Raw genomic sequence first — 26741 nt, forward strand, 5'->3', positions numbered from 1 at the left:
CACGCGCGGGATGCGTCTCGATCGGACCTCATACCTTGACCGCGCCCGGGCGGCTCCCGGGCACCGAGGGACGATGGAGGCCAGCTAGCTCGCGTCGACGGTGATCACGACCTTGCCGCGGGCGTGCCCTGCCATGAGGTGCGCGACCGCTCGAGCAGTGGCGGCGAGCGCGAACTCGCGGTCCAGGACGGGCCGCAGCGCGCCGCCGGCGAGCAGGTCCGCCAGGGTGCGCACGGACTCCGCCGAGACCAGCGAGAGCAGCCCGCGCAGCGTTTGGCCGACGAACGGGTTGATCAACATCGCGTAGAGCGCCCGGCGCTCGGGCCCGATCCATCGGCTATCGCTCTCCCCGCCCACGACGACGAGCGTGCCGCGAGGGGCGAGCGCGCGGCGCAGCGTGCCGATCGAGCGGTTCCCGGCCAGCTCGACGAGCAGATCGGCGGCGCCGTCGGGCAGATCGGAGCGGGTGCGGTCGATGACCGCGTCGGCGCCGTTGGCGAGGACGCGCTCGAGGTTGCGCGGCCCGCAGACGCCGGTGACGTGCCCGCCCGCGGCCTTCGCCAGCTGCACCACGAACGTCCCCACCCCGCCGCCGGCTCCGGTGACCACCACCCGCGAACCCGGCTGCACCCGGTCGCGCAGCGCGTCCAGCGCCGTAGCCCCGGACGTGGGCACAGCCGCCGCCGCCGCGAACGACGCGGTCGCGGGCTTGGGCGCCAGCAGCTCCGCCGACGCGACCGCGTACTCCGCGAACGCACCCCTGGCCACCCCGAACACGGCGTCGCCCACCCGGAACGCGCTCACCCCGGCACCGACGCGCTCCACGACGCCGGCCATGTCCGTGCCGCGGACGCGCTGCCGCGGACCGCGCATCCCCATGACGGGCCTGCCGAGCAGCGGTAGCCCGGTGGTCATGTGCACGTCCCCCGCGTGCACGCTGGCCGCGCGCACCTTGACGAGCACCTCACCCGCCCTCGGCACGGGAACCTCGACGTCGGCGAGGCGGAGCGCGTCGGCGGTGCCGTAGGCGTCCTGGACGATGGCTTTCACGGGGCCTCTCCCTCGTAGCTGAAGACGTCGTCGATCCGCACGCCGAACACGGCGGCGATCTGGAAGGCCAGTTCGAGGGAGGGCGAGTAGCGGCCCTGCTCGATGGCGATGACGGTCTGGCGGGTCACCCCGATGCGGGCGGCGAGCTGGGCCTGCGTCATCTCGCCGTGCTCGAAGCGCAGAGCTCGGATGCGGTTGGTGACCCGGGTCGGCTTCGGTGCCATCACAGGCCCCGGTGGTAGGCGCCCAACCGGGCCAGCGAACCGAGCACCGCGGAGAGCACGAACGCGAGGTAGACCGCGTTCGCGATCCAGAAGTGCGGCGCCTCGACGAGAGCGAGCACCAGCGCCGCCAGCCCGCCGAGCACGATGAACGCGCTGCCGACCTGGTCGCCGAGCCGGGCGATCTCCGCGTCGCGCACATCGGCCACCGCGTCCTCGGGCGGGGTCAGGGCCGCAGCGGCGATGTTCCCGACGATCGTGGCGACGATCGCGCCCCCGACGGTCCACAGGAGCGGCGCCGCGTACGGGACGGCCGTGATCGGCCCAGGGCCTGCGTCGGTCAGCACGAGGACCACGTAGACCACGTAGGCCGCCGCGGCCACGACCGCGGTGACCCAGGCCCGCTTCTGCTCCACCGTCACCGCGCCAACGTAAAGCAGAGCCGACATGATGTCAAAGATTCTTTACTCGATCGACGTGGAGGTACAGACACGAGCCGTCCCGGTCCTACTCGCAGGGTGCGCACGCGCGCAACGAACGGCACTTTCGTCCACCCTGGGTGGACGAAAGTGCCGTTCGTTGCCTTCCTGCACCGCGGACCCGCCCGCCCCGCTCCGCCTCAGCAGCCTCGCTGCCGGTCTCGTGGCGCTGCGCGCCGGTCACCCACCGGACGGTGCATGGCGTGGCGGACGCCTCGGAATGCGGCCCGGTGCCGTCCCGTTCACACCTGCGTGAAGAAAATCGGCTTCCTCTCCTTCGGGCACTGGTCCGACACGCCGTACTCGCAGGTGCGCACAGCCTCGGACGCGCTCCTGCAGTCGGTCGAGCTGGCCGTGGCCGCGGAGGAGATCGGCGCCGACGGTGCGTACTTCCGGGTGCACCACTTCGCCCGTCAGCTCGCGTCCCCGTTCCCGCTGCTCGCCGCGGCCGCAGCTCGAACCAGCCGGATCGAGCTGGGCACCGCGGTGATCGACATGCGCTACGAGAACCCCCTCTACATGGCCGAGGACGCCGGAGCGGCCGACCTGATCTCCGGCGGACGGCTGCAGCTGGGGATCAGTCGGGGATCGCCCGAGCAGGTCATCGACGGCTACCGCTACTTCGGCTACGCGCCCGCGGAGGGCCAGAGCGACGCCGACATGGCCCGCGAGCACGCCCGAGTGTTCCTGGAGGTGCTCACGGGCGAGGGGTTCGCGCAGCCGAACCCGCGCCCGATGTTCCCCAACCCGCCCGGCCTGCTGCGCATCGAGCCGCACTCGCCCGGGCTGCGTGACCGGATCTGGTGGGGTGCGGGTACCCGGGCGACCGCCGAGTGGGCGGCCGAGCAGGGCATGAACCTGATGAGCTCCACTCTGCTCACCGAGGACACCGGAGTGCCGTTCCACCAGCTGCAGGCCGAGCAGATCCAGCGGTTCCGCGACGCCTGGGCGGCGGCAGGTCACGAGCGCGAGCCGCGCGTCTCGGTCAGCCGCAGCATCTTCCCGATCGTCAGCGACCTCGACCGCCAGCTGTTCTGGCACGAGCGCGCCAGCACCGACCAGGTCGGCTACCTCGACGGCGGCAACGCCCGGTTCGGCAGGACCTACGCCGGTGAGCCGGACAAGCTCATCGCCGAGCTCGCCGAGGACGAAGCCATCGCGGCGGCCGACACCCTGCTGCTCACGGTGCCCAACCAGCTCGGGGTCGAGTACAACGCGCACGTGATCGAGAGCGTGCTGAAGTACGTGGCGCCGGAGCTCGGCTGGCGCTGACGGGTTGAGCCCCGACGCGGCACGGACCTCCGGCTCGCGCCACCGCACACATGAGATCGGGCCCCAGGGAGATCTCCCGGGGGCCCGATTCGCGGTGGTAGCGGGGGTAGGATTCGAACCTACGACCTCTGGGTTATGAGCCCAGCGAGCTACCGAGCTGCTCCACCCCGCGTTGTGCCACCTACTCTACACCTCCCCGAAACCTGTCTGCAGCGGGGGGGTGGTTATGTGCTCAGCCACCCGTTTCGCCTGGTGCTGGGACCGCGGACGAGCCGGTCGCCCGCTGGAACCTCGCCACGGCGGCATCCATCGCCTGCAGGGCCGCAGCCTGGCCGGCGAAGTCGTTGTTCCGCTGCGCGGCCTTGAACTGCTCGTAGGCCCTGGCGAACTCGGTCGCCGCAGCCGCCGCCTCGGGCGAGAGCGGCCCGGACGGCGCCGACGGGGCCGGAGCCGCGCCCTGGTTCGGCGGCTGCTGCGGCGCCGGCGGGGCCGGCTGCTGACCGGCCGCGGGTGGGGCTGTGCCGCTGCCGGCGATCGCTGCGTCGAGCGCGTCCTTCACGCTGGGGCTGAACCCGACGCGCCCGTTGTAGTACACGAGTACCCGGGCCAGCTGCGCGTACGTGGTGCCGCTACCCGCGCGTTCCAGGAACAGCGGTTCCACGTAGACCAGCCCACCCGCCACCGGCAACGTGAGCAGGTTGCCGAAGTCGATCGCGGTGTTCTGGTTGCGCAGCACCGTCAGCTGGCTCGAGACCGTGCCGTTGTTGTTGAACGCGTCGTGCACCTGCCGCGGCCCGAAGATGCGACCGTCCGGCGGCAGCTGCAGCACCGTGAACTTGCCGTACTCCTCCGGGTCGGAGTTCACCGACACGTAGGCGGCCATGTTGTCGCGGCCGCGGAACGTCAGCACGCTGGTGAGCTGGAACGACGCCTCCGTGGCCCCGGTGGCCCCTGGCGGGCCGGCCAGCACGTAGTACGGCGGCTGGGCGTTCGCCCCCGGGATCGGGGTCGTCGGGGTCACCGTCGGGTCGGACGGGACGTCCCAGAAGGACACACCGCCGTAGAAGTCACCCGTGCTCTCCACGTGGTAGCGGGTGAGCAGCTCGCGCTGGACCTTGAACTGGTCCTCCGGGTAGCGGAAGTGCTCGCTCAGGTTCTGCGAGATCTCCGACTTCGGCTTGACCGTGCCCGGGAACGCCTTCATCCACGTCTTGAGCACCGGGTCCTGGTCGTCGAACTCGTAGAGGGTGACCGTGCCGTCGTAAGCGTCGACGGTGGCCTTCACCGAGTTGCGCAGGTAGCTGATGCGCTGGTCGGGCTGCACCGACCGCTGCAGCATCTGCTGGGCGTCCGCGGTCGACTCCCCCAGCTCCACGCTCTGCGCGTACGGGTAGTTCGACAGCGTCGTGTAGCCGTCGACGATCCAGGTGATCCGGCCGTCCACCACCGCCGGGTACGGGTCGGAGTCGGTGGTCAGCCACGGCGCGACCTTCTTCACGCGTTCACGCGGGTCACGCACGTAGAGGATCTTCGAGTTCTCGTTGATCGAGTTGTTGAACAGGATGTTGCGCTCGCTGTAGTGCAGCGCGAACACCAGCCGGTTGAACAGGTTGCCGATCGGCACCCCACCCTTGCCGGCGTACGACGAGCGCGGTGCGCCGTCGGCGTCGTACTCGAGCGGCTTGCCGCCGTCGCTGCCGCCGACGATCGAGTAGCCCTCGATCAGCTCGCCGTAGTAGGTGCGGGTCTCCTCGACCCGCAGGCTCTCCGGGATGTTCGGGTTGTCCTTGTTGGCCAGGTCGATCGCGGTCAGGTTGGGCAGACCGCCGTTGGTGCTGTTGTCCGACAGCACCTGGCCGACCTGGTTGGCCGGCGCGACGACGATGCCGTCACCGTGCGTGTAGACGAGCCTGCGGTTGATCCAGTCCGCCTGCGGCCCGGTGAGCTCGGAGGTCTTCAGCTCGCGCAGTGCGACGATGTAGTCCTGCAGCTTGCCGTTGACCTCGTAGCGGTCGATGTCCAGCTTGTCCGGGTAGCCGTAGAACTTGCGGTTCTGCTGCTGCAGCTGCGTGAACGTGGCCGACAGCTTCGCCGGGTCGAGCAGCCGGACGTTGCTGAGCGTGGCCTCGTCCTGACGCACGACCTGGTCGGGCACCTTCGGCACCGCGTCGTAGGGCACCTTGGTGACCCTGTCGTCGCCGATGCCGAACGCGGCCTTCGTCGCGTCGATGTTGCGCTGGATCGACACCGACTCGCGCTCCTGCGCGTTCGGGGTGACCACGAATTGCTCCAGCACGGCGGGCCAGGCGGCGCCGATGAGGATGCTCGACAGCACCAGCAGCACCGTCGCGATCGCGGGCAGCTGCAGGTTGCTGCGGAACACCGCGGCGAAGAACGCCAGCGCGCAGATGATCGAGATGATCAGCAGGATCAGCTTCGCCGGCATCACCGCGTTGAGGTCGGTGTAGGTGGCGCCGTAGAAGATGCCCGCCTTGCGGTCGGAGGAGAGCAGCTCGTAGCGGTCCAGCCCGTAGGCGACCGCCTTGAGCAGCACGAAGATCCCGGCGGTGATCGCGAGCTGGGTACGGGCCGCGGTGCTGATCTGGGCCGAGCGGCCGGTCAGCCGGATGCCGCCGAACAGGTAGTGGGTGACCAGTGCGATGAAGAACCCGATCGCGACGGCGGCGAACAGCCAGTTGAGCAGGTAGCGGTAGAACGGCAGGTCGAACGCGTAGAACCCGACGTCGAGGCCGAACTCCGGGTCGGTGATCCCGAACGGCGTGGAGTTGAGGAACTGCAGGACGGTCTTCCAGTCCCCCAGCGCCACCATCGCTCCGGCGATGCCGGTGACCCCACCGAGCACCAGCCGGAACACGGGCAGGCTCTCCTGGATGCGGCTGCGCACGCGCACCAGCGGGTCGTCCGGCCGCCCGACCGGCACGAACACCGGCCGCGACCGGTAGGCCAGCCAGAACGACAGCAACGACGCACCGGCCATCAGCAACCCACCGGCCAGCGCGGTCACGAACTGGGTGAACAGCACCGTGGTGAAGACACCGCGGTACCCGACCTCACCGAACCACAACCAGTCGATGTAGTTGTTGATGAGGAAGTTGCCGACGAACGTGAGCAGGATGAGCACGCCCGCGACGACGAGCAGGATCTTCGTTCGGCGGGTCAACGTCGGTGGTCCCACCGGGGGCCGCATGGCCACAGGGCACGCTCCAGTCTCGGACGGGTCACGCGCCGCCACCTACCTGCGCGGCGCCTTCCGATCGGCCCAACTCTACGGCCGCGGCGCCGAGTTCCCGTCCGGGCCCGACGCCGAGGAGGTGGAGAAGGCCGTGCCGCAGAAACGGACAACTCGCCCGCATGGTTCCTCGCGCCGCAACCGAGGGCGCCGATCCGCCGCCCACCAGGGGCGTCTCCGGCCGCGCAGTAGGGTGCGCTGGTGAGTCGCAGTAGGTGGGCAGCCACCTTCAGCACCCTGCTGATGGCCGTCCTGGTGTTGACGGCGTGGCTGGTCCCGGTCCCGTTCGTGTCGATCGGCCGCGGCCCGACGTACGACGTCCTCGGTCAGGTCGACGGCAAGGACGTCGTGACCGTGAAGAACCTGCCGACCTACCCCACCTCCGGTCACCTCAACATGACGACGGTCAGCGTGACCGACGGGCTCAGCGCCGTCGACGCGCTGGCCAGGTGGCTGTCGCCGGACTACATGGTGCTGCCGCGCAGCATCCCGTTCCCGCCCGGCGAGACCCTCGAGCAGATCAACCAGCGCAACCAGCAGGACTTCGCCGACAGCCAGGCCAGCGCGGAGGGCGCCGCGTTCGCCTACTTGGGGCTGCCGACGGTGGCGGTCGTCGAGGGCTTCGCCGAGGGCGAGTCCGCTGCCCGGGGGATCCTGGAGACCGGGGACACGATCCTGGCCGTCGCCGGGGTACCGGTCAGCACCCCGCAGCAGATCATGGACGCGCTGGCGCCCACGCGGCCCGGGCAGGAGATCACAGTGACGGTCCGCCGCGGCGACGACCCGCAGCCGAAGGACCTCACCGTGCGCCTCGGCGGCCGCGCGGACACCCAGCAGGGCGTGCTCGGCATCTACCCGGGCGCCCGGCCGGTCGACCGCGAGGAGGTCTCGATCTCCCTCGGCGACGTCGGCGGTCCGTCGGCGGGGCTGATGTTCACGCTGGCGATCATCGACAAGCTGACCCCCGGCGAGATGACGAACGGCCGGTTCATCGCCGGCACCGGCACGATCACGTCCACCGGGCAGGTCGGACGGATCGAGGGCATCCGCTACAAGATGCTCGCGGCGCGCGAGGCCGGGGCGACGGCGTTCCTGGTCCCGGCCGACAACTGCGAAGCCGCGCGCGCGAACGCGCCAGAGGGCCTGCAGCTGGCGAAGGTGTCAACGTTGCATGAGGCGGTCGCGGCGGTGGAGGAGCTCGGCCGCGGCGGTGATCCGCCGACCTGCTGACCGCTGACCGATCCAGTCCACCATCGGCGAACACGACCTGGGGCGATCCCGCGTACCGTGGGGGACGTGAGCAACCTCCCCTTCGGATTCGGACCTGCGGACCGTGATCCCGACGACAAGGGCGACGAGGAGCGCGGCGACAGCGGCGCCCCGCAGGGCCCGTTCGGCTTCGGGCTGCCGGGAGGTGTCGGCGGTGTGGGCGGCTTCCCGGGCGGGGCGGGCGGTTTCGACATGTCCCAGCTCGGGCAGATGCTCACCCAGCTCGGGCAGATGCTGAGCCAGAGCAAGCCCGGCAGCGGCCCGGTCAACTACGACCTCGCCGCGCAGCTGGCCCGTCAGCAGCTCGCCGCCACCACGTCGTCGTTGACGGGATCGCAGCGCGCCGCCGTCGTCGACGCGGTGAAGCTCGCGGAGCTGTGGCTCGACGAGGCCACCGAGTTCCCGGCCGGCGCCACGACCGCGCAGGGCTGGTCGGCGTCCGAGTGGGTGGACGCGAGCATGCCGACGTGGAAGCGGCTGTGCGACCCGGTCGCGCAGCGCATGGCGGGCGCGTGGGTGGAGGCGCTGCCCGAGGAGGTCAAGGCCGCGGCCGGGCCGATGGTCGCGATGCTCGGCCAGATGGGCGGGCTCGCGTTCGGTTCCCAGCTCGGGCAGGGCCTGGCCAAGCTCGCCGCCGAGGTGCTCACGTCGACCGACATCGGGTTCCCCGTCGGCCAGGGCCGAGTCGCGGCGCTGCTGCCGGAGAACATCGAGCGGTTCACCAAGGACCTCGACCGCCCCGCCAGCGAGGTGCTGATCTTCCTCGCGGCCCGGGAGGCCGCGCACCACCGGCTGTTCGCGCACGTACCGTGGCTGTCCGAGCGGCTGGTCGGGGCCGTCGAGGAGTACGCGCGCGGCATCAAGGTCGACACGGCGCGGTTCGAGGAGCTGGCCCGCGGGATCGACCCGAGCAACCCTGCCGCCATCGAGGAGGCCATGCAGGGCGGGCTGTTCGAGCCGCAGACCACGCCGGAGCAGAAGGCCGCGCTCGCACGGCTGGAGACGCTGCTGGCACTCATCGAGGGCTGGGTCGACACAGTCGTCGCGGCCGCCGTCGGTGGGCGGCTGCCGGGGGCCGAGGCGCTGCGCGAGACCCTGCGCCGCCGCCGCGCCACCGGTGGGCCCGCCGAGCAGACGTTCGCCACCGTCGTGGGACTGGAGCTGCGTCCGCGCAAGCTGCGTGCCGCCGCGGAGCTGTGGCGGCTGCTGGGCGAACAGCGGGGCATCCACGGCCGTGAAGCGCTCTGGGCGCACCCGGACCTGATCCCGACCGCGGACGACCTCGACGACCCGGCGGCCTTCGTCGCCCGCTCCGACGCGGCCGACCCGATCGCGGAGCTGGAGAAGCTCGCGGGTGAGCCGGCGCCGCAGGACCCCGAGGACCCGGAGAACAAGAACTCCTGACGGGCCGGGCTGCTGGCGCGGGTGCCCCGGCGCGGAGTCGCTCCGCGCGGTGAGGCCCCCGAGCCCGGCTCTGCTGACGGAGAGTCGTCGTCGTTTCCATGACGGCGGAACGGGGGCCTCGAGACAACGAGGCGCAGGAGCCGCGCAGCGTCACGTCGTCCGTGCCTCGCTGTCCCCGGCCGCCCGGCGCGCTGCGCCGCGGAGCGACACGCCGCGCTCCACGGGCAACTCGCCCTACCTCCCGGGGCAGCTCGCGCTACCCCGCGGGACAACTCGGCGTGCTCCGCGGGGCAACTCGCGTCACGACCTCACGACTCGCCGGCACGAGAACCGCGACTCGCCGTCGCGAGACCGCGGCTCGCGAGCTCGGGGGCGGCGGGCCCTCAGGCGGGGGCGGCCTCGGCTGCTGGCTCGATCTCGGCCGCCGCCGCACCCGGCTCGGCCTCTGCCTCTGCGTCGCCGTCCGTGCCGACGAAGCCGAGGCCGGCAGCGGCCGACAGGCCCTCCAGGTACCCCATGGCCCGCTCGGTGCGCGGGTAGCGGTGCACCCACGCCCAGAACGCGGCGTCGTGCCCCGGCTCCAGCAGGTGCGCCAGCTCGTGGACGAGGACGTAGTCCACGACCCAGCCGGGCACGTCGCGCAGCCGCTCGCTGATGCGGATCGTGCCGTCATCGGGGGTGCAGGACGCCCAGCGGGTGCGCATCGGCGGCACCCAGCGGACCGACACCGGCACCGCCTTGCCGTCGAGGTAGCGCTCGGAGAGCTCGGTGCAGCGCTGCAGCAGCGCGTCGTCGCTCTTGCGGGCGGGGGATCTGCGCTTGGCCTCGCTGCGCTCGATCCGGCGGACCATCTCGTCCACCCAGCGATGTTCCTCGGACTCGCTCATCCAACCCGGGATGAACACGACCACCGTGTCACCCTCGCGTCGGGCACTGACCATTCGCTTGCGGCGATCACTGCGTCGGACCTCGACGACCGCGGGGTGCGCCATCGGCCCAGCGTAGCCCCTCGGACGCCCGTCGGCCGGCACCCGCGTCCGTGAAAACCCCCACGGACACGGTCGCGGTGCGCGACCATGCCGGCGTGAACCGTGATCAGCTGCCCGCCACGGTCATGCTCCCGCGCTGGCGATCGGTGTTCGACATCGATGCCTCCACCCGGATGATCGGACTGGATCCGCAGGCCGCGCTGGTGGTCGGTGATCTTGCGCCACCGCTCGCGGAGCTGGTCGACGAGCTGCGCAGCCCGGTCGCGCCCGAGGACTTCGCCGCGCGTGCCGCCGCGCGGGGCGTCCCCGCGGAAACGGCCTACACGCTGCTGCACGCGCTCCGGGACGCCGGCGAACTGGTCGACGGTGCGGCCGCCGCGCGCATGACCGCCCACCGCGCAGCCGCCGCGGTGCTCGTGCGGGGCACCGGTCCGCTCACGGTCGGCGTCGTGATCGGGCTCTGCGCGGCCGGCATCGGAGCCGTGCACGTGGAGGCGCGCGGGACGGTCGCCGGTGCCGATCTCGGCACCGGACTGGGTGATGCCGATCACGGTCGCCCGCGCCTGGAGGCGATCGCGGACGCGGCCGCGCGGACCGTTCCAGAGGCCCGAGTCAGCCGTCCGCCGCGGCTGCTCGTGCCCGATCTGGTGGTGCTCGCCGACGAGTACCCGGACCCGGTCGTCTGCGCCGACCTGGTCGTCGGCGGGATCGCGCACCTGCCCGTCCGGCTGCGGGACGGGGTGGGCGTCGTCGGGCCGCTCGTGCTGCCCGGCCGCACGGCCTGCTTGGAGTGCCTTGAGCTGCAGCGGAGCGCCTGCGAACCGAGCTGGCCGCGGGTCGCGGCGCAGCTGGCCGGACGCCGCGGCACGGCCGATCCCGCGAGCGTCCCGGCCACCGTCGGGCTGTCCGTGGCGCAGGCCGTCGCCGCCGTCGACGGCACCGCCGGAAGCACCCCGCCGCCGGGCGCGCTGGAGGCGAGCCTGGAGATCGACGCCGCGGCCGGGACGATCGTGCGCCGTCCGTGGCAACCGGTGCCCGGGTGCCGGTGCGGCGCCGCTGATCTCCCGCGCACGGATGGCCGATCTCGGGCCACAATCGAGGGGTGACCGACATCCCGAGGCGCACCGCGGTGCGCACCGCGAAGCTCGCCCGGCTCCCGCTGGGCGCGGCCGGGCGTGCCGCCGCAGGGTGGGGGCGCCGCCTCGTCGGCGGTGAGCGCGACGAGATCTCGGCCCAGATCATGCAGCGCAGCGCCGAGGAGCTGTTCGCGGTGCTCGGCGAGCTCAAGGGCGGGGCGATGAAGTTCGGCCAGGCCCTATCGGTGTTCGAGGCCGCGGTGCCCGAGGAGTTCGCGAAGCCGTTCCGGGAGTCGTTGGTCAAGCTGCAGACCTCGGCGCCGCCGATGCGGTTCTCCGAGGTGTCGCGGGTGCTGGCCGAGCAGTTCGGCCGCGGTTGGGTGACCCGGTTCGTCGAGTTCGACGAGACCCCGGCCGCGTCGGCGTCGATCGGCCAGGTGCACCGCGCGGTCTGGAAGGGCCGGGGCGGTGCACCGGACCGCGTCGTCGCGGTGAAGGTGCAGTACCCGGGCGCGGACGAGGCGCTGCGCTCGGACCTGCGGCAGCTGTCGCGGATGAGCAGGCTGCTGCAGCCGCTGGCCCCTGGCCTGGAGATCAAGCCGCTGATCGCGGAGCTGCGCCAGCGGATGGAGGAGGAGCTCGACTACCGCGACGAAGCCGACAACCAGCGCGCGTTCGCCGCGGCCTACGACGGCGACGAACAGGTGCGGATCCCGAAGGTCGTGGCGTCGGCGCCCAAGGCGATCGTCACCGAATGGGTGTCGGGGCGGAAGCTGTCCGACGTCATCGCCGATGGCACGCAGGAAGAGCGGAACACGGCCGCGGCGCTGCTGGCGGAGTTCCACTACTCGGCGCCGGCCCGGGTGGGGCTGCTGCACGCCGACCCGCATCCCGGCAACTTCCAGATGGCCGACGACGGGCGCCTGCTGGTCGTCGACTTCGGTGCCGTCGCCCGGCTGCCCGACGGGCTCCCCCGCGCGCTGGCCGACATGACCAAGCTCGCGCTGGAGGACCGCCCGCAGGAGCTGATCACGCTCATGCGGCAGGAAGGGTTCGTGCTGCCGCAGACCCCGGTGACCGGCGAGGAGGCGCTGGCTTTCCTGGCGCCGTTCACCGAGCCGCTGCGCACCGAGGTCTTCCGGTTCAACCGGCGCTGGCTGCAGTCGCAGGCCGAGCGCATCGGCGACCTGCGCAGTCCGCAGTTCCACACCGGGCGCGAGTTCAACCTGCCGCCGCAGCACCTGCTGGTCCACCGGGTGACGCTGGGGACGCTCGGCGTGCTCTGCCAGCTGGACGCCGACGTGGCCCTGCGCGCCATCGTGCAGCGGTGGCAGCCCTGGATCTTCGAGGACTGAGCACTCGCAGGAGAGCCGCTTCCCCGCCACGGCGGGGCGGGGAAGCGGCTCTCCTGCAACCACCTGCAGGCTGAGCGGACGCCGTCAGTAGGCGTTGCTCGGCCTGCGCGCGGCCGCCGCGGCCTCGTGCCGCGCCGCGGTCGCCGCGCGCGCGTGCTCGGCACGCCGGGCCGCGAAGCGGGCGAGCCACTCCCACCGGCGACCGGCGGTCAGCTCGCGGGCGAGCGCCCACTCCGCAGCGGCCCGTTGGGCCTCGTGCATTCGCGTTCTCGATAGAGCTTCGTGGATCAACATGGCGTTTCCTCCGGCGCCGGGGTCGAGCGTGGGTCGGGTTCGGGCTACGGCGGCGAGCTGCGGGGTCATTCGGCACTCCAGTGGTTCGGGATCCAGGACGGATCAGGCGGACATCGCGGCGGCGTAGGCGGCGTCGCGGGCCAGGTCGGCCTTGGAGGGCCGGCCGCGCGGACGCTTGCGCGGGATCACGACCCCGCGGTCGAAGATCTCGCCGCCCCACACGCCCCACGGCTCACCGCGGGACAGGGCTCCGGCCAGGCACTCGGCCTTGATCGGACACCCGGCGCAGAGCGCCTTCGCCCGCTCCAGATCCTGGGGGGACTCGGCGAACCACAGGTCGGCGTCACCGGAGCGGCAGGGCAGCTCCAGCCCGTGGTCCGGGGCACTGTCCAGCAAGGTGCCCAGGCCACCGCCGGCCGAACCGGGGGTGATCGTTCCGCCGTCCAACGGAACGGATCGCACTAGCACGTCTACCTCCGACGTCGTGGTGATCAGGGAGGACCAAACAAAAAGGCCGCGGATCCCTCGTGGGGTCCGCGGCCTCGGATCTCTCGGAGCCGGCGCCGGCGTCTAGGGACGCCAGCGATGCTCCGCTGCGGACACACCTGTGCTGTTGTGATCGACGGCGACGCCGTCCGCGAAGATCACGGACGGGAGCAGCTGCTTCAGCCCACGCTCGGTCGCCCAGGCGCTACCCATGGGCGTGCGGAGGCGCGCCGCGGCCGATGCGAAGACCAGGTCGATCGAGATCATCGGGCGCACCTCCTCCAGGAGCTCGAACACAACAGACGACGGGCGGAGCGCTCGTCGTGGCACCCACCGTAGGGTGGGGTCCCACCCGCGCACAAGCGATTTAAGGGAAACTTCTCAGATCAACGAAATTCCAGGTGAACCGCCTGGTCGCGCCGCCTCACTCGTCCGCGACGAGCGCCAGCACGTCCTCCCCGTACCGGTCGACCTTGCGGGCGCCGATGCCCGGGATCGCCACCAACGAGGCGCGGTCGGTCGGCCGCTGCTCGGCGATCGCGGTGAGCGTCTGGTCGGTGAGCACCACGAACGCCGGCACCCGCTGCTGCTTGGCCACCTCGCTGCGCCAGTGCCGCAGCCGCTCCAAGAGGTCCAGGTCGACGTCGGACGGGCAGTCGGCGCAGCGCCGCAGCAGCGCGGCCGCGCTGCCGACCAGCGGCGCCCCGCACACCCGGCAGCGCGGCTTCGCGCGGCCGCGGCCGGTGTCCTCGACGACCCGCGATGCCGGGTGGTGCTCTGGGATCAGCGCGTGCAGGAAGCGGCTGCGCCGCCTGCGCCGTCCGCCGTCGGGTCGGCGCGACAACGCCCACGACATGTGCAGCACCCGCCGCGCCCGGGTGACGCCGACGTAGAGCAGCCGCCGCTCCTCCTCGATCGCGGCCTCGTCGCCGTCGGCGTGCTGGATGGGCAGGGTGCCCTCGGTGAGCCCGACGAGGAAGACGACGTCCCACTCCAGGCCTTTGGCCGCGTGCATCGAGGCCAGCGTGACCCCCTGCACGGTGGGCGGGTGCGCCGCGTCGGCGCGGACCTGCAGCTCGTCGGCGAGGCGGCGCAGATCCGCCTGCGGCTCGACGGCGACGAGCTCCTCGGCCAGCTCGACGAGCGCCAGGAGCGACTCCCACACCGCCCGCTGCGCCGCACCGCCGGGCGGCTCCGGGGTGAGCCCGATCGGCGCGAGCACCGCGCGCACGGCGTCCACCAGCGGTCCCGGCACGTCCGCGGTGCGGATCGCGGCCATGGCCCGGCGGACCTCAGGGCGCTGGAAGAACCGCTCACCGCCGCGCACCTGGTAAGGCACGCCCGCCTCGGTGAGGGCCTGCTCGTACACCTCGCTCTGGGCGTTCGTGCGGAACAGCACCGCGATCTCGCTGGCGGGGGTGCCGTCGGCGATGAGCCGGCGGATCTTCGCCGCGGTGGCCGCCGCCTCAGCCGGCTCGTCGTCCCACTCGGCGAACGTCGGGTCCGGGCCCGGCGGCAGCTGCCCGACGAGCGCGGTGCGGGCGCCGGCGGGGCGGTTGCGGGCGCCGGAGATGAGCGTGTTCGCCACCGCGACGACCTGCGGCGTGGACCGGTGGTCGCGGCGCAGCCGCACCACCACGGCCTCGGGGAAGCGGCGCGGGAACTCCAGGAGGTACTTCGCGGTGGCACCGGCGAACGTGTAGATCGTCTGGTTCGGGTCGCCGACGACGGTGAGGTCGTCGCGCTCACCCAGCCAGGCGTCGAGCACGCGCTGCTGCAGCGGGGTGACGTCCTGGTACTCGTCGACGACGAAGCAGCGGTACTGGTCGCGGAACTCCTGCGCGACGGCCGGATCGTCCTCCAGGATCGCGGCGACGTGCAGCAGCAGGTCGTCGAAGTCGAGGACCCGGACGCGCTTCTTCAGCTCCTCGTAGCCGGCGTAGACCTCGGCGACCTGCTCGACCGGCAGCGGCGTGGAGCGACCGGCCGCCGCCTTCGGGTACGCGTCGGGCGCGACCAGGCTGGCCTTCGCCCATTCGATCTCCCCCGCCAGGTCGCGGAGGGTCTCGGTCTCGGTGTTCACCCGCAGCCGGCTGGCCACCTGCTGGACGGCGCGCAGCTTGCCCTCGATCAACCGCCACGGCTCCCCGCCGATCACCCGCGGCCAGAAGTAGCGCAGCTGCCGCATCGCCGCGGCGTGGAACGTGCGCGCCTGCACCCCGCCGATGCCCAGCCCGCGCAGCCGGGTGCGCATCTCCCCCGCCGCCCGGGCGGTGAAGGTCACGGCCAGCACCTGACCGGGCGCGACGTGCCCGGTGGAGATCAGGTGGGCGATGCGGCGGGTGATCGTGCGGGTCTTGCCGGTTCCGGCGCCCGCGAGCACGCACACGGGCCCCCGGGGAGCGGTGACGGCGGCCAGCTGTTCCTCGTCCAGACCGTCGAGCGTCACAACCGCAGTCTCGCATCCGGGGATGACATCACCGCGGACCGCTGTTGATGTGGGCATGGCGCAGTTGACGATGTACTCGACGACCTGGTGCGGCTACTGCCGGCGGCTGAAGCTGCAGCTGGACCGCGCCGGCATCGCCTACGAGGAGATCGACATCGAGCGCGATCCCGAGGCCGCGAAGTTCGTCGAGAGCGTCAACGGCGGCAACCAGACCGTGCCCACGGTGCGGTTCCCCGACGGCACCGCGCTGACGAACCCGCCGTTCGCGGCGGTGGTGGAGAAGCTCGCGGCCTGACGGGTTCAGGCCGCGGCCCACGACTCCAGCATCGCCCGGGCGATGCTGACCTTGCCCGGCAGCAGCAGCTTCGATCCTCCCCCGCCCCAATCCCCGGCGGCCAGCGCCTCCTGCAGCTCCGCGCGAGTGACCCACATGGCCTCTTCGATCTCGCCCTCGGCGGGGCGCAGCGGCGTCGTGGAGTCGGCGACGGCCTGGAAGGCGACCATGAGGCTGCGCGGGAACGGCCAGGCCTGGCTGCCGAGGTAGGTCACGTCCCGGACCTCGACGCCGACCTCCTCGCGCACCTCCCGCAGCACGCACGCCTCCAGCGACTCCCCGGCCTCGACGAACCCGGCGAGCACGGAGAAGCGGCCAGCCGGCCACACCGGCTGGCGGGCGAGCAGCACCCGCGCGTCGGGGCCGGTGCCGCCGTCGTGCACCAGCACGATCATGGACGGGTCGGTGCGCGGGTACTCCTCGTGCCCGTGCGCCTCGCACACCCGGTGCCAGCCGGCGAACTCGACGCGCATCGGCGAGCCGTCGCGCGGGCAGTACGTGGCCGTGTCGTGCCAGTTGAGCAGCGCGCACGCGGTGACGAACAACCCGGCGCCCAGCGGGTCGAGCACGGCACCCGCCATGCGCAGATCGGCCCACTCCGCGGGATCGTCGCCGGCGAGCAGATCGGGGCCGCCGCGCATGCCCCAGTAGGCGACGCCCTCGTACTCGCCGAGCAGCACCGCACCCTCGGCGGGCGTGCTGCCCGTGGTGGGGCGGGTCCGCAGCCGTGCAGTTGCGCCCTGGCCCACGTCCCAACTACCCGCGTCGCCCGCGGCGAAGCCCGCCGCCGGCTCGTCCGACCACACGACGGGGGTGCGGCCCTTGTCGTCGACGACGACCAGCCGCGCGGTCGGCCAGCCCGCTTCCTGCCGCGCCTTGTCGGCGCGTATGGCGTCGTCACGGACCGCGAGGTTGCGCGAGAGCACCGGTGTGACGGTCAGGCGGAACGTCATCAGCTGACGCCACCCAGCGCGCGCACCCGCGTGCCGATGACCTCGGCGTCCCCGACGACGACCCCCGTGAACGCGGTGGGTGTGAAGAACCGCAGCGCGATCTCGGCCACCTCGTCGACGGTGACGGCGGACAGCCGCGCCGGCCGCTCCCGCAACCAGTCGACGCCCAGCCCGTCGGCGGCGAGGCCGGTGAGGGTGCCGGCGAGACCGCCCTGGTTGTCCAGCGAGATCGCCAGCGACCCGATCGCGTACGCCCGCGCCGACTCCAGCTCGGCGGCCGTCGGCGGGACGGCGACCATGCGAGCCAGCTCGTAGCGGGTCTCCAGCAGCGCCGCTGCGGTCACGTCACTGGCGACGTCGGTCTCGACCGACAGCACCGCACCGCCGGGCACCTGCTCGATGCCGGAGTGCGCGCCGTAGGTGTAGCCCTTGTCCTCGCGCACGTTCTCCATCCAGCGCGACGAGAAGTAGCCACCGAACACCAGGTTGGCCAACTGCAGCGTGCTGTAGTCGGGATCGTGGCGGGTCAGCGCGGGCGCCGAGAGCCGCAGCTGCGACTGCACCGACCCGGGCCGGTGCACCAGCTCCAGGTCGTCCGGCTTCGGCGCGGGCGGTGGGGTGAGCTCCCGGGCGGTGCGCTCCGAGCTCCAGCCGCCCAGCGCCCGCTCGACCTCGGCGATCGCGGTGTCCGGGTCGATGTCGCCGACGAGGGTCAGGATCGAGCCCCGTGGCACCGTGGACACCGCGTGCAGCGCCCGCACCTGCTCGGCGGTGACCGTCTCGACCTCGGCCGGGCGGGGCATCTCGCGGGTGATCGGGTGGTCGCCGAACCGCTTTCGCTGCAGCGCCTCGCGGGCGATGGTGCGCGGTTGCGCGAGCGCCACCGCCAGCCGCTCGATCAACCGGGTGCGCTCACGCGCCACCTCGTCGTCGGCGAACGTGGCCGAGGTGAGCACGTCGGCGAGCACATCGAGCAGGGTGGTCAGCCCGGACGCGAGGGCGGAGCCGGTGACGGCGAGCCGCTCGGGGTCGACCGAGACGTTCAGCTCCCCGCCGACCGTGGCCAGCTCGTCGTCGATCGCGACGCGGTCCTTCGTGGCGGTACCGGTGAGCAGCGTCGACGAGAGCACCTCCGCGACGGCGGTGTCCTCCGGCGAGCGCGCCGCGTACGGGACGCGCAGCCGCAGCTCCACCATCGGCACCGAAGCGCGGCGGGCGGCGAGCACCCGCAGCCCGGTCGACAGCACGTGCTCGACCACGTCGGGCAGCGGCACCTCGCGGGTCGGGCCCAGCGGCGGCAGCGGCCGCGGGCCGAGTGCGGTGCGCCCGATCTCCTCTGCGCTGCGATGCGCGACGACGCTCACGCCTGCTCCCCCTTGGGCTCGACGAACAGGACCCCGCGCCCGGAGGAGCGCAGCTTCGCCGCCGCGGCGGCCACCTGGTCCGGGGTGATCGCGGCCAGCCGGGCCGGCAGCTCCACGGCCAGCTCGGCCCGCCCGAACAGCAGCTCTCGAGCGCCCAGGCCCAGCATGCGGTAGACCTCCCGGTCGGTCTCCTGGTACAGCGCGGCCGACCAGCGCGCCACCTGCCGCGCCAGCTCGTCCTCCGACGGGCCGGCAGCGGCGAGCTTGTCCAGCTCCTCGTCGACGGCCGCGAGGACCCGCTCGGGATCGACCTCGGCCGGGTGGATCGCGGTGATCGTGAACGTGTCGGGATCGCGCGCGTCGAGGGAGCCCATCAAGCCCGCGCTCGCCGACACGTCGGTGACCAGCCCGTCGCCGTGCACGAGGCGGCGCTGCAGCCGCGCGGCCTCGCCCTCGCCGAGCACCGAGCCGAGCAGCGCGTGCCCGAGGTAGGCGTCGAGATCGGTGCCGGGGTCGGGCAGCCGGTAGCCGATCGCCAGCGCGGGCAGCGGCGCGTGCGCGTCGGTGACGGAGCGGCGGCGCTCGTTCTCCGGCAGCGGCTCGAAGAACGACGGACGCGGTGGTGTCGGACGGGCCGGGATGTCGCCGAAGTGCTTCTCGACCAGCCGCAGCGTCTCGTCGACGTCGAGGTAGCCGGCCACGGTGACCTGCGCGTTGCCCGGCGCGTAGTAGGTGTCGAAGAAGGCCGCGGCGTCGTCGAGGCTCGCCTGCTCCAGCTCGGAGAAGTCGCCGTAGCCGTTGTGCGCGTTGGGGAACGTGTCGTAGAGGACCGGCGGCAGCAAGATCCACGGGAACCCGCCGTACGGCCGGTTCAGCACGTTGAGCCGGATCTCCTCCTTGACGACGTCGACCTGGTTGCGCAGGTTCTCCTCGGTGAGCCGGGGCGCGCGCAGCCGGTCGGCCTCCAAGAACAGCGCCCGCTCCAGCGCCGCCGCCGGCAGCACCTCGAAGTAGTCGGTGTAGTCCTGGTGCGTCGAGCCGTTGAAGATCCCACCGGAGCCCTGGACGTGGCGGAAGTGCGCCAGCTTCTCCAGGCTCTCGCTGCCCTGGAACATGAGGTGCTCGAACAGGTGCGCGAAACCGGTGCGGCCCTCCGGCTCCGAGCGGAAGCCGACGTCGACGTGCACTGCCACCGCGACCACCGGGGTGTTCGGGTCGGGGGCGATCAGCACACGCAGACCGTTGGGGAGGGTGGCCCGGTGGAGTTCCACGGTGGGCAGTTCAACAGGCACGCAGCGAATCTAGCCTCCCCGGCCGGTGCGTTGCTCGGTGGTCGATCGGGGAATTCCGGCTTGACCTCCACCCGGGTTCACCCGCCAGAGTCGTCCGGGTGACCGCCACCGTTCCCGTCCGCGCCGAGCTGTTCTCCGCCGAGCGCCGCGCGACCACGATCGGCATCGTCATGCTGATCAGCATCATCGCGTTCGAAGCGATGGGCGTGGGCACCGCGATGCCGGCGGTGGTCGCCGATCTGGGCGCCCTGTCCCAGTACGGGTGGCCGTTCGTGGCGTTCATGGCCGCGGCCGTGTTCGGCACGGTGCTGGTCGGGCGGTGGTGCGACCGCGCCGGGCCGCGGGGTGCGCTGCTGGCGACGCCGCTGGTGTTCATGATCGGGCTGCTGCTGGCCGGCACCGCCGGCGCGTTCGCGCAGCTGCTCGCCGGGCGGGCGCTGCAGGGGCTGGGCGCGGGCGGCCTCGGGGTCGCGGTCTACGTGCTCATCGCCGTCGTGTACCCGGAGCGGGCCCGGCCCGCGGTGTTCGCGCTGACGTCGTCGGCGTGGGTGCTGCCGACGCTGATCGGGCCGCCGGTCTCCGGGGCGGTGACCGAGGCGCTGTCCTGGCACTGGGTGTTCCTCGGGCTGGTCCCGCTCGTGCTGGTGGCGACGCTGCTGGTGGTGCCGGCGGTGCGGCGGCTCGGCCCGCCGGACGCCGCGGACCTCCATCCGGCGCGGCCGTGGCTGGTGCCGGCCGCGTTCGGCGCCGCCGTCGGGGTCGCGGCGCTGAGCTGGGCGGGCGAGAACGTGTCCGGCACGGCCGCGGTGGTCGCGGCCGTGGCGCTCGTCGTGCTGGTGCCGGCCCTGTCCCGGCTGCTGCCCGGCGGTGTGGTGCGGGCCCGGCGCGGGGTCGCGTCCGTCGTGCTGAGCCGCGGGATGATGGCCGCCACGTTCTTCACCGCCAGCTCGTTCCTGCCGCTGATGCTCAACGGCACCCACGGCTGGCCGCTGACGCTGGCGGGGCTTCCGCTGATCTCCGGCGCGCTGGCCTGGTCGGCGGCGTCGGCGTGGCAGGGCCGGCACCCGGATCTCTCCAGGACGGTGCTGCTGCGCATCGGCTTCGGCCTGGTCGCGACGGGAGTGGCCGGGCTGCTGGTGGTCGCGCCGGCGTGGGGTGCGGCGTGGGTGGCTGTCCCCGCGTGGACGATCGCCGGAGCCGGGATGGGCATCGGGTTCTCGGCGCTGTCGTACCTGGTGCTGCAGCAGTCCGCGGCCGGGGACGTCGGCTTCAACACCTCAGCCGCGCAGATCGCCGACCAGCTCGGCACCGCGCTGATGATCGGCATCGGCGGGGCGCTCTTGAGCGTGCTGGGCACCCCGCCGGTGGCGCTGCCGGTGCTGCTCGCCGTGCTCGTGCTGCTGGCGCTGGCCGGGACGGTGGTGGCGCGGCGGACGGCCGTCCCCGCGGCGTGATCGGCAGGCGGATGCTCGTCGGAGCCGGCGTCGTCGCGGTCGCGGCGCTCTGCCTGGCCGGGCTGTGGGCCGGGCAGCGCGCGCTGATCTACCACCCGCAGACCGGCGGGCCGGTGCCGCCCGCTGCCGACGTCCTGCCCGGGGCACGGGACGTGACGCTGCGGACCGCCGACGGGCTCGAGCTCGGCGCGTGGTTCGTGCCGGGCCGCGGGCCGGGCGCCGACGGCACCGTCGTGCTGGTCGCCAACGGCAACGCCGGCGACCGGTCGGTGCGCGCCCCGCTCGCTGCGGCGCTCGCGGCCCGGGGTCTGTCGGTGCTGCTGTTCGACTACCGCGGCTACGGCGGCAACCCCGGCACGCCCACCGAGGACGGGCTCGCCCTCGACGTGCGGGCCGCGCGCACATGGCTCGTCGACGAGCTCGGCGCGCAGCGGATCGTCTACTACGGCGAGAGCCTCGGCGCGGCCGTCGTCACCGAGCTGGCCACCGAGCACCCACCGGTCGGACTGCTGCTGCGGTCGCCGTTCACCGAGCTCGCCGACGTCGGTCGGCTGCACTACCCGTTCCTGCCCGTGCGGTTGCTGCTGCGCGAGCGCTACCCCGTCGCCGAAGGGCTGCGGCGGATCAGCGTGCCCACGACCGTCGTGTACGGGTCAGCCGACCGGATGGTCCCGCCGGAGCTGAGCCGGGCCGCGGCAGCCGCCGCGGCCGGGCCCGTCCGGCTCGTCGAGGTGACCGGGGCCGACCACAACGACCCGGTCCTGCTCACCGGGCGCGAGCTGATCGACGCGGTCGTGGCCGTGGCGCGCTGATGCCACAGGTGCTCTGCGACGAGAACGGGTGGTCAGGCCGGGGGCAGCACCACGAACTGGCGCAGCGACAGGTCCGGGTAGGTCACCGGGCCGCGCGGGCCGGGCGTGTGGTCGACGTTGATGCCGGTCTCGGGCAGGCCGAGCAGCTTGTAGCCGTCCAGCAGCCGGGTGGTGGCGTTCCAGAAGACGCCCGTGCCGGTGTAGGCGTCGATGAACGCGGTCGCTGCGGTCTCGTCGGTGGCGCAGATCGCCGCCGCCAGACCTGAGGTCTCCCGCCCGGCGAGCTGCGCAGCCTCGACCGGTCCGTCGACGGACGCCACGGTGACGTGGCCCTCGTTGCCCGCGTCGAGCGCCCACTCGTGCCCGAGCGGGTGCCCGTGCGGGGGCAGGCTCGGAGTGAGGCCGCGGTCGACGAGCGCCTTCTCCGCGATCGGCCACAGCCGGTCGTAGGCGGGGCGGTCGATCAGCAGCAGGTTGAGCCGGTTGCACACGCCCAGCCGGTCGGTGCTCTCCACGATCAGCCGGGTCACATCGGCCTCGTCGGCGCTGGAGTCCAGGTAGAGCACGCCGCCGCCGTCGGCGTGGGCGAGCACGCGGGTACCGGCCTGGGCACCGAGCGCGGACAGCCGCCGGGTGACCTCGCCGCTGCCGCGTACGACGACCAGCGGCACCAGGTCGGGCAGGCCCACCAGCGCGTCGGCGCCGGCGTGCCCCGGCACGGGCACCAGCTGCACGGCGCCGGCCGGAACACCGTTGGCGGCGAGCGCGGGGGCGATGATCTCCTCGACGAGCGCCCGCGCGCTGCCCAGCGCGGCCGCGCCGGTCCGCAGGACGGCGGCCGAGCGTGCCTTGAGCACCTGCGACGCGACGTCGACGGTGACGTTCGGGCGGGCCTCGAAGATCGCCCCGATCACCCCTACCGGGATCCGCCGCTCGAACACCCGCTCCCCCGTCGCGAGCGTGCGGACCTCCCGCTGCGTGGGCGGCTCCGGCGTCGCGGCGAGCACCTCCAGCTGGGTGCCGATGTCGGCGAGCCGCTCCGGGGTCAGGCGCAGCCGGTCGAGCAGGCCCGGCGCCATCCCGTTCGCCTCGGCGGCGACGACGTCCTCGGCGTTGGCAGCGAGCACGCGTTCGGCGCGCTCGCGGATCAGCTGCGCCATCGTGCGCAGCGCGGCGTCGATGGCGGGCCCACCCGCGGCACGCACTCCCGGTGCGGCCGCGGCGGCCCGCTCGGCCGCCGCGCGCACGGCGGCGGCGGTCTCGGTGGGGTCCTCCGTTGCGGTCACCCGGCAACAGTAGCCAGCGGCCGCGCGACCACCACCACGTTGTCCGCGTAGCTGCGGTGCACCGGGTCGAACTCCCCGGCGGAGGTCAGCAGGACCAGCCGGTGCGCTCCGCCGGTGACGAACACGTCGTGCGCCGGCAGCACCGGTCCGTGCTCCTGGCGGCTCTCGACGACGAACGCGAGCGACTGGCCCTCCAGGTCGCGGATCTGCACGGTCTCGCCGGGCTGCAGCTCGCGCAGCACGCCCGCCGGGGGCTCGCCGGGTTCGGCGCGGGCGACGAGCACGGTCGTGCCGTCGCTCTGCCCGGGCAGCGCGCTCGGGGTCCACCAGCCGACGTTCACCAGCGGATCGGGCACCTCGACCCGCCCGTCCTCCTCGGCGCGGACCGACACGACCGGCAGCTCTACGCCGCGCACGGCCACCGCGGCGGGAGCCGACCAGGACCGCGGCGGCGGAGGCGGGACCGGGCTCGGGGTCACCGCGGCCGTGGGGACGGCGACCACGAGACCGGGCTCGGCCAGCGGGACGAACGGGTAGTCCGGGCCAAGTCCGGCCGCGATGCAGACGAGGCCGAGCGCGCTGCCGGCGAACCGGTGGCCGATCCGCCGGGGCGGGGGTGCGGCCAGTTCGGGGATCGACGACCCGGGCTTCTGCTTCGCCGGCGCGGGAGCGACCGCGGCGGGCTCCGGCTTCGCGGGGTCGGCGGGTTCCGGCGCGGGTCTCGGCGCGGGTTTCGGCGCAGGTACGGGTGCCGCTGCGGGCCAGCGGGCCGTGGGGCGGGCCTGCTGCTGTGTCATCTGCTGCGTCCTCCGCGGTGGCGCCGGGGCGGGACGCGGCGCAGCCGATCCGGCCTTCTCCTGCGGCGCGGGCCGGGGACGTGCGGCCGGGCGCGGTCGAGCCGGTGCCGGTGTTGTCGGGGCCGGGCGCGCGGGTGCAGCCGTGGCAGGAGGGCCGCTCTCCTGCCGGGTCGTGGCGGGAGAGCGGCTCTCCTGCCATCCCCCGGTAGCGGCTGGTGGCAGGACGGGCAGGTCGCGGGTCTCCGCGGCTCGGTCCGGCGCGGGCGCGAGGACGGGCATCGGTCCGGTCGGAGCCGCGCGGACCGCGGCCGGCACCGGGACGGGCCGCGCCGACGACCGGGCCGGCGCGTTCGCCGCGGGCTTCGTCGCCGCCGCGGTCGCGGTCTTCGGTGCGGTCGTCGGCGCGGTCGTCGACGCGGCGTTCGTCGCCTGTTCGGCGGCCCGCCGAGCCGATGGTTCCGGCACCGGCTCCGTCGCTCGGGTCGCCGGCAGCGGCCCGGACCGCGGGGACGACCGCGGTGCGGGTGCGAACGGGCGGGCCAGCGACGGCCCCGCCGCCGGGGTCCCGGTGGCCAGCGCCGCGGCCATGAGATCGACCACCGACGCCGGGTCCGAGCCCCGCGGGTCGGACAGCACGGCGAGCAGCTCGGCGACGGCCGCAGCGGTCGGGGTGCGCGGCCGGACGACGGGCAGTTCGCCGGTGACCGCCCAGCGCGGCACCCCCGGACCTGCGTCCGGGGCCTTCTCCGGCGCGCTCAGCGCGACCCCGATCGTCGCAGGGCGACGCGCCGGACGGACCGGGTCAGCACACCCATCTGCCACTCCCGTTCGACCACGCTGCGTAGACGGATCGCGCGGATGCGGCACTCCGCACCCGCAGCGGGCGGGATCATATCCCCTGAACGGGGGAGTGGTGCGCGCAGACCAGTTACCGGCGCGGCGGCAGCTTCTTCGGCGTCGACGGGGGCGGAACGACCGGTCCGATGTCCCCGTCCAGGGCCTCGTCGAGATCGACGATCACCGGGGCGTGGTCGCTGGGTCCGGATCCCTTGCGGGCCTTGCGGTCGACCCACGCGGCGGCGACGCGCCCGGCCGGGTCGGCGCCGGCGAGGACGAGGTCGATGCGCATGCCGAGGTCCTGGTGGAAGCGTCCGGCGCGGTAGTCCCAGTAGGTGAAGATCCGGTCGTGGTCGGGCCACTTGGCGCGCACGACGTCGATGAGCCCCAGCCCGACGAGCTCGGCGAGCGCGGCCCGTTCCGGCGGGGTCACGTGGGTGGACTCGGTGAACACGGCCGGGTCCCACACGTCGACGTCGGTCGGGGCGATGTTCATGTCGCCCGCGATCACCGTGGTGGCCGGGTCGGTGACGGAGTCGCGCAGTGCGGCGAGCCACTCCAGCTTGTACGCGTAGTGGGGATCGTCCGGGGTGCGCCCGTTGGGCACGTACACCGAGGTGACCCGCAGCCCACCGCAGGTCGCGGTGACCGCGCGGGCCTCCAGCACGTCGCCGAACGTGGGCGCGCCGGGCAGCTGCCGCTCGACGTCGTCGAGCCCGACCCGGGACAGGATCGCCACCCCGTTCCACCGGCCCTCACCGACGTGCGCGAACTCGTAGCCGCGTTCAGCGAGGGGCACGGCGAGGGCGTCGGCGAACGCCTCGTCGGAGAGCTTGGTCTCCTGCAGGCACACGATGTCGGGGTTGCGCTCGTCCAGCCACGGGAGCAGGCGCGGCAGCCGGACGAGCGCCGAGTTGACGTTCCAGGTCGCGAGGCGCACGACTGGCACGCTACGGGTCGCGCCGCAGCGGACGGCGGGTGGGCCGCAGCCACAGGACCGCGCCGAGCAGCAGGCCGACGAGGGTGGCCGCGAGGAGCACCCACGTGCCGGCACCCAGCGTCGTGGCGATGCCGATGTCGGCCGTCGACTGGGCCTCGACGAGCGCGAGCCAGCCCGTCCACGTGGCCCCGAGCACCCCGGCGAGCCCGGCGGCGCCCAGGGTGAGCAGCGGCGCGGCCCGCTCGGCGCCGTGCATGTCGAGCACGAGCAGCGACCCGAGCAGCAGCACCGCCGCCGCGATCACCAGCGGGACGCCGACGAGCGGCACGGCCTGGCCGGCCCCGGCCGGCCCGCTCGCCACGACGAACCCCCAGCCGGTGGCGTACCCGATCGAGTGCGGCGGACCCGCGACCGTCGTGACGGTGATCGCCAGCAGGCTCGCCGCGACGGCGAGCCCGGCCGCGAGCACCCCGGCGAGCGCGGCGAGCGGGCGGGAGCCGCCGGGCGGCCCGTCGGGGCGCCCGAACGCGCGGACGGCGAGCGCGGCGGCGCCGAGCGCGAGGACGGCGGCCCCGCCGAGCACCCACGCGCCGATCCCGGCCGTGTCGACGATCCGCAGGTCCGGGAAGGTCGCGCGCAGCTGCTGCGCGTTGTGCGCGGCGGCGGCCGACGCGAGCCGGACCGTCACGACGAGCCCGGCGAGCAACCCCGCCCCCGCGCTCACGGCGGCGAGTGCAGGCCGGCGGGCGCGCCGCACCAGCTGCACCGTGGCCGCGGCCAGCACGGCGGCGGCGATCGTGAAGGCGATCCCGGTGGCGGCCCCACCGGTCCAGGCGTTCGTCCAGCGCTGCCCGTCGCCGGACGTGTCGAGCGGCAGCACGCTGCCGACGACCGTGGCCACCGTCGCCGCACCGGCGAGGACGGCGGCCGTCGCGCGAGTGGGGCGCGTGGTCGCAGCCCCGTGCGTCGAGCCGGAAACCGTGTTCGTCATCGTTCCCGTCGACGGATCCGCCCCGTCTGAACCGTTCCCCCCTGCATGTGGCGCACGCTACCGTGGAGCAATTAGTACGAACATCGA

24 protein-coding genes and 1 tRNA gene are annotated in these 26741 nt (G+C 73.5%); 8 read left to right on the plus strand and 17 right to left on the minus strand.

The features are described from left to right. Nucleotides 1–84: 84 nt before the first annotated feature. The 3 genes from BUE41_RS18055 to BUE41_RS18065 are packed head-to-tail and all read right to left on the minus strand — an operon-like array spanning nucleotide 85 to nucleotide 1693. Entirely contained in the window at nucleotides 85–1050 is a 966-nt protein-coding gene (locus tag BUE41_RS18055; protein WP_073458311.1) for an NAD(P)-dependent alcohol dehydrogenase, read from the minus strand. Then, nucleotides 1047–1274 carry a helix-turn-helix transcriptional regulator gene (locus BUE41_RS18060; protein WP_073458312.1) on the minus strand — a complete coding sequence of 76 codons (228 nt, stop codon included), beginning with the start codon at nucleotides 1272–1274 and terminating at the stop codon, nucleotides 1047–1049. Before BUE41_RS18060 ends, BUE41_RS18055 begins: the two co-directional genes overlap by 4 nt. Continuing rightward, a complete protein-coding gene (locus tag BUE41_RS18065; RefSeq protein ID WP_234997385.1) occupies nucleotides 1274–1693 on the minus strand; it encodes a hypothetical protein in 420 nt (139 codons plus the stop codon). The genes BUE41_RS18060 and BUE41_RS18065 overlap by 1 nt, the downstream gene beginning before the upstream one ends. Nucleotides 1694–2002: 309 nt before the next feature. Here BUE41_RS18065 and BUE41_RS18070 point away from each other — a divergent pair, with 309 nt between their 5' ends. Beyond that, entirely contained in the window at nucleotides 2003–3022 is a 1020-nt protein-coding gene (locus BUE41_RS18070) for an LLM class flavin-dependent oxidoreductase (RefSeq protein WP_073458314.1), read from the plus strand. A 95-nt stretch (nucleotides 3023–3117) separates the two neighbouring features. Here BUE41_RS18070 and BUE41_RS18075 read toward each other — a convergent pair. Beyond that, nucleotides 3118–3194, minus strand: a tRNA-Met gene (locus tag BUE41_RS18075). A 60-nt stretch (nucleotides 3195–3254) separates the two neighbouring features. Beyond that, nucleotides 3255–6230 carry a UPF0182 family protein gene (locus BUE41_RS18080; RefSeq protein WP_073458438.1) on the minus strand — a complete coding sequence of 992 codons (2976 nt, stop codon included), beginning with the start codon at nucleotides 6228–6230 and terminating at the stop codon, nucleotides 3255–3257. Between the two features lie 243 nt (nucleotides 6231–6473). On the opposite strand from BUE41_RS18080, the gene BUE41_RS18085 reads away from it, so the two are divergent. Together BUE41_RS18085 and BUE41_RS18090 are read left to right on the plus strand one after the other, a co-directional pair. After that, entirely contained in the window at nucleotides 6474–7502 is a 1029-nt protein-coding gene (locus BUE41_RS18085) for a YlbL family protein (RefSeq protein ID WP_200803996.1), read from the plus strand. A gap of 66 nt (nucleotides 7503–7568) precedes the next feature. Continuing rightward, entirely contained in the window at nucleotides 7569–8945 is a 1377-nt protein-coding gene (locus tag BUE41_RS18090) for a zinc-dependent metalloprotease (RefSeq protein WP_073458316.1), read from the plus strand. Between the two features lie 383 nt (nucleotides 8946–9328). On the opposite strand, the gene BUE41_RS18095 is transcribed toward BUE41_RS18090, so the two are convergent. Further along, on the minus strand, nucleotides 9329–9937 hold the full coding sequence (locus tag BUE41_RS18095) for a M48 metallopeptidase family protein (RefSeq protein WP_073458317.1): 609 nt from the start codon (nucleotides 9935–9937) through the stop codon (nucleotides 9329–9331). A gap of 92 nt (nucleotides 9938–10029) precedes the next feature. On the opposite strand from BUE41_RS18095, the gene BUE41_RS18100 reads away from it, so the two are divergent. Both BUE41_RS18100 and BUE41_RS18105 read left to right on the plus strand, forming a co-directional pair. Continuing rightward, nucleotides 10030–11040, plus strand: a complete 1011-nt coding sequence (locus BUE41_RS18100; protein ID WP_143172228.1) for a TOMM precursor leader peptide-binding protein — start codon at nucleotides 10030–10032, stop codon at nucleotides 11038–11040. Continuing rightward, nucleotides 11037–12365: an ABC1 kinase family protein gene (locus BUE41_RS18105; protein WP_073458319.1), complete on the plus strand. Its 1329-nt coding sequence runs from the start codon at nucleotides 11037–11039 to the stop codon at nucleotides 12363–12365. Before BUE41_RS18100 ends, BUE41_RS18105 begins: the two co-directional genes overlap by 4 nt. 84 nt (nucleotides 12366–12449) lie before the next feature. On the opposite strand, the gene BUE41_RS29765 is transcribed toward BUE41_RS18105, so the two are convergent. The 4 genes from BUE41_RS29765 to BUE41_RS18120 form a co-directional block, all read right to left on the minus strand. Then, on the minus strand, nucleotides 12450–12626 hold the full coding sequence (locus tag BUE41_RS29765) for a hypothetical protein (RefSeq protein ID WP_234997387.1): 177 nt from the start codon (nucleotides 12624–12626) through the stop codon (nucleotides 12450–12452). A gap of 135 nt (nucleotides 12627–12761) precedes the next feature. After that, nucleotides 12762–13127 (minus strand): WhiB family transcriptional regulator, encoded by a 366-nt coding sequence (locus BUE41_RS18110; RefSeq protein WP_407691678.1) that lies wholly within the window; start codon nucleotides 13125–13127, stop codon nucleotides 12762–12764. A 102-nt stretch (nucleotides 13128–13229) separates the two neighbouring features. Then, entirely contained in the window at nucleotides 13230–13412 is a 183-nt protein-coding gene (locus BUE41_RS18115; RefSeq protein ID WP_143172229.1) for a hypothetical protein, read from the minus strand. A 157-nt stretch (nucleotides 13413–13569) separates the two neighbouring features. Further along, nucleotides 13570–15651 (minus strand): ATP-dependent DNA helicase UvrD2, encoded by a 2082-nt coding sequence (locus BUE41_RS18120; RefSeq protein ID WP_084755314.1) that lies wholly within the window; start codon nucleotides 15649–15651, stop codon nucleotides 13570–13572. Here BUE41_RS18120 and BUE41_RS18125 point away from each other — a divergent pair. Further along, nucleotides 15650–15889, plus strand: a complete 240-nt coding sequence (locus tag BUE41_RS18125; protein ID WP_073458440.1) for a mycoredoxin — start codon at nucleotides 15650–15652, stop codon at nucleotides 15887–15889. The genes BUE41_RS18120 and BUE41_RS18125 overlap by 2 nt on opposite strands. Nucleotides 15890–15894: 5 nt before the next feature. Here BUE41_RS18125 and nudC read toward each other — a convergent pair whose 3' ends face one another. The 3 genes from nudC to BUE41_RS18140 are packed head-to-tail and all read right to left on the minus strand — an operon-like array spanning nucleotide 15895 to nucleotide 19525. Beyond that, nucleotides 15895–16881, minus strand: a complete 987-nt coding sequence (nudC, locus tag BUE41_RS18130; RefSeq protein WP_073458322.1) for an NAD(+) diphosphatase — start codon at nucleotides 16879–16881, stop codon at nucleotides 15895–15897. Next, nucleotides 16881–18245, minus strand: coding sequence for a M16 family metallopeptidase (locus BUE41_RS18135; RefSeq protein ID WP_073458323.1), 1365 nt, complete (start codon nucleotides 18243–18245; stop codon nucleotides 16881–16883). The genes nudC and BUE41_RS18135 overlap by 1 nt, the downstream gene beginning before the upstream one ends. Further along, nucleotides 18242–19525 (minus strand): M16 family metallopeptidase, encoded by a 1284-nt coding sequence (locus BUE41_RS18140; RefSeq protein WP_073458441.1) that lies wholly within the window; start codon nucleotides 19523–19525, stop codon nucleotides 18242–18244. The genes BUE41_RS18135 and BUE41_RS18140 overlap by 4 nt, the downstream gene beginning before the upstream one ends. A gap of 110 nt (nucleotides 19526–19635) precedes the next feature. Between BUE41_RS18140 and BUE41_RS18145 the strand changes: the two genes are divergently transcribed. After that, nucleotides 19636–20991: an MFS transporter gene (locus tag BUE41_RS18145; RefSeq protein WP_073458324.1), complete on the plus strand. Its 1356-nt coding sequence runs from the start codon at nucleotides 19636–19638 to the stop codon at nucleotides 20989–20991. A gap of 11 nt (nucleotides 20992–21002) precedes the next feature. Continuing rightward, nucleotides 21003–21803 carry an alpha/beta hydrolase gene (locus tag BUE41_RS18150; RefSeq protein ID WP_073458442.1) on the plus strand — a complete coding sequence of 267 codons (801 nt, stop codon included), beginning with the start codon at nucleotides 21003–21005 and terminating at the stop codon, nucleotides 21801–21803. Between the two features lie 32 nt (nucleotides 21804–21835). Here BUE41_RS18150 and BUE41_RS18155 read toward each other — a convergent pair whose 3' ends face one another. From BUE41_RS18155 to BUE41_RS18170, 4 genes are all read right to left on the minus strand, one after another. Further along, nucleotides 21836–23089 carry an aldehyde dehydrogenase family protein gene (locus BUE41_RS18155; RefSeq protein WP_073458325.1) on the minus strand — a complete coding sequence of 418 codons (1254 nt, stop codon included), beginning with the start codon at nucleotides 23087–23089 and terminating at the stop codon, nucleotides 21836–21838. After that, on the minus strand, nucleotides 23086–24606 hold the full coding sequence (locus tag BUE41_RS18160; protein WP_073458326.1) for a class F sortase: 1521 nt from the start codon (nucleotides 24604–24606) through the stop codon (nucleotides 23086–23088). The genes BUE41_RS18155 and BUE41_RS18160 overlap by 4 nt, the downstream gene beginning before the upstream one ends. 208 nt (nucleotides 24607–24814) lie before the next feature. Continuing rightward, a complete protein-coding gene (locus tag BUE41_RS18165; protein WP_073458443.1) occupies nucleotides 24815–25663 on the minus strand; it encodes an exodeoxyribonuclease III in 849 nt (282 codons plus the stop codon). 10 nt (nucleotides 25664–25673) lie between these two features. Then, complete coding sequence (locus tag BUE41_RS18170; protein WP_073458327.1) at nucleotides 25674–26654, minus strand: hypothetical protein; 981 nt, start codon at nucleotides 26652–26654, stop codon at nucleotides 25674–25676. Nucleotides 26655–26741: the final 87 nt, after the last annotated feature.

Origin of the sequence: Pseudonocardia thermophila, assembly GCF_900142365.1 — a bacterium.
In the GTDB taxonomy this organism is placed as follows: domain Bacteria; phylum Actinomycetota; class Actinomycetes; order Mycobacteriales; family Pseudonocardiaceae; genus Pseudonocardia; species Pseudonocardia thermophila.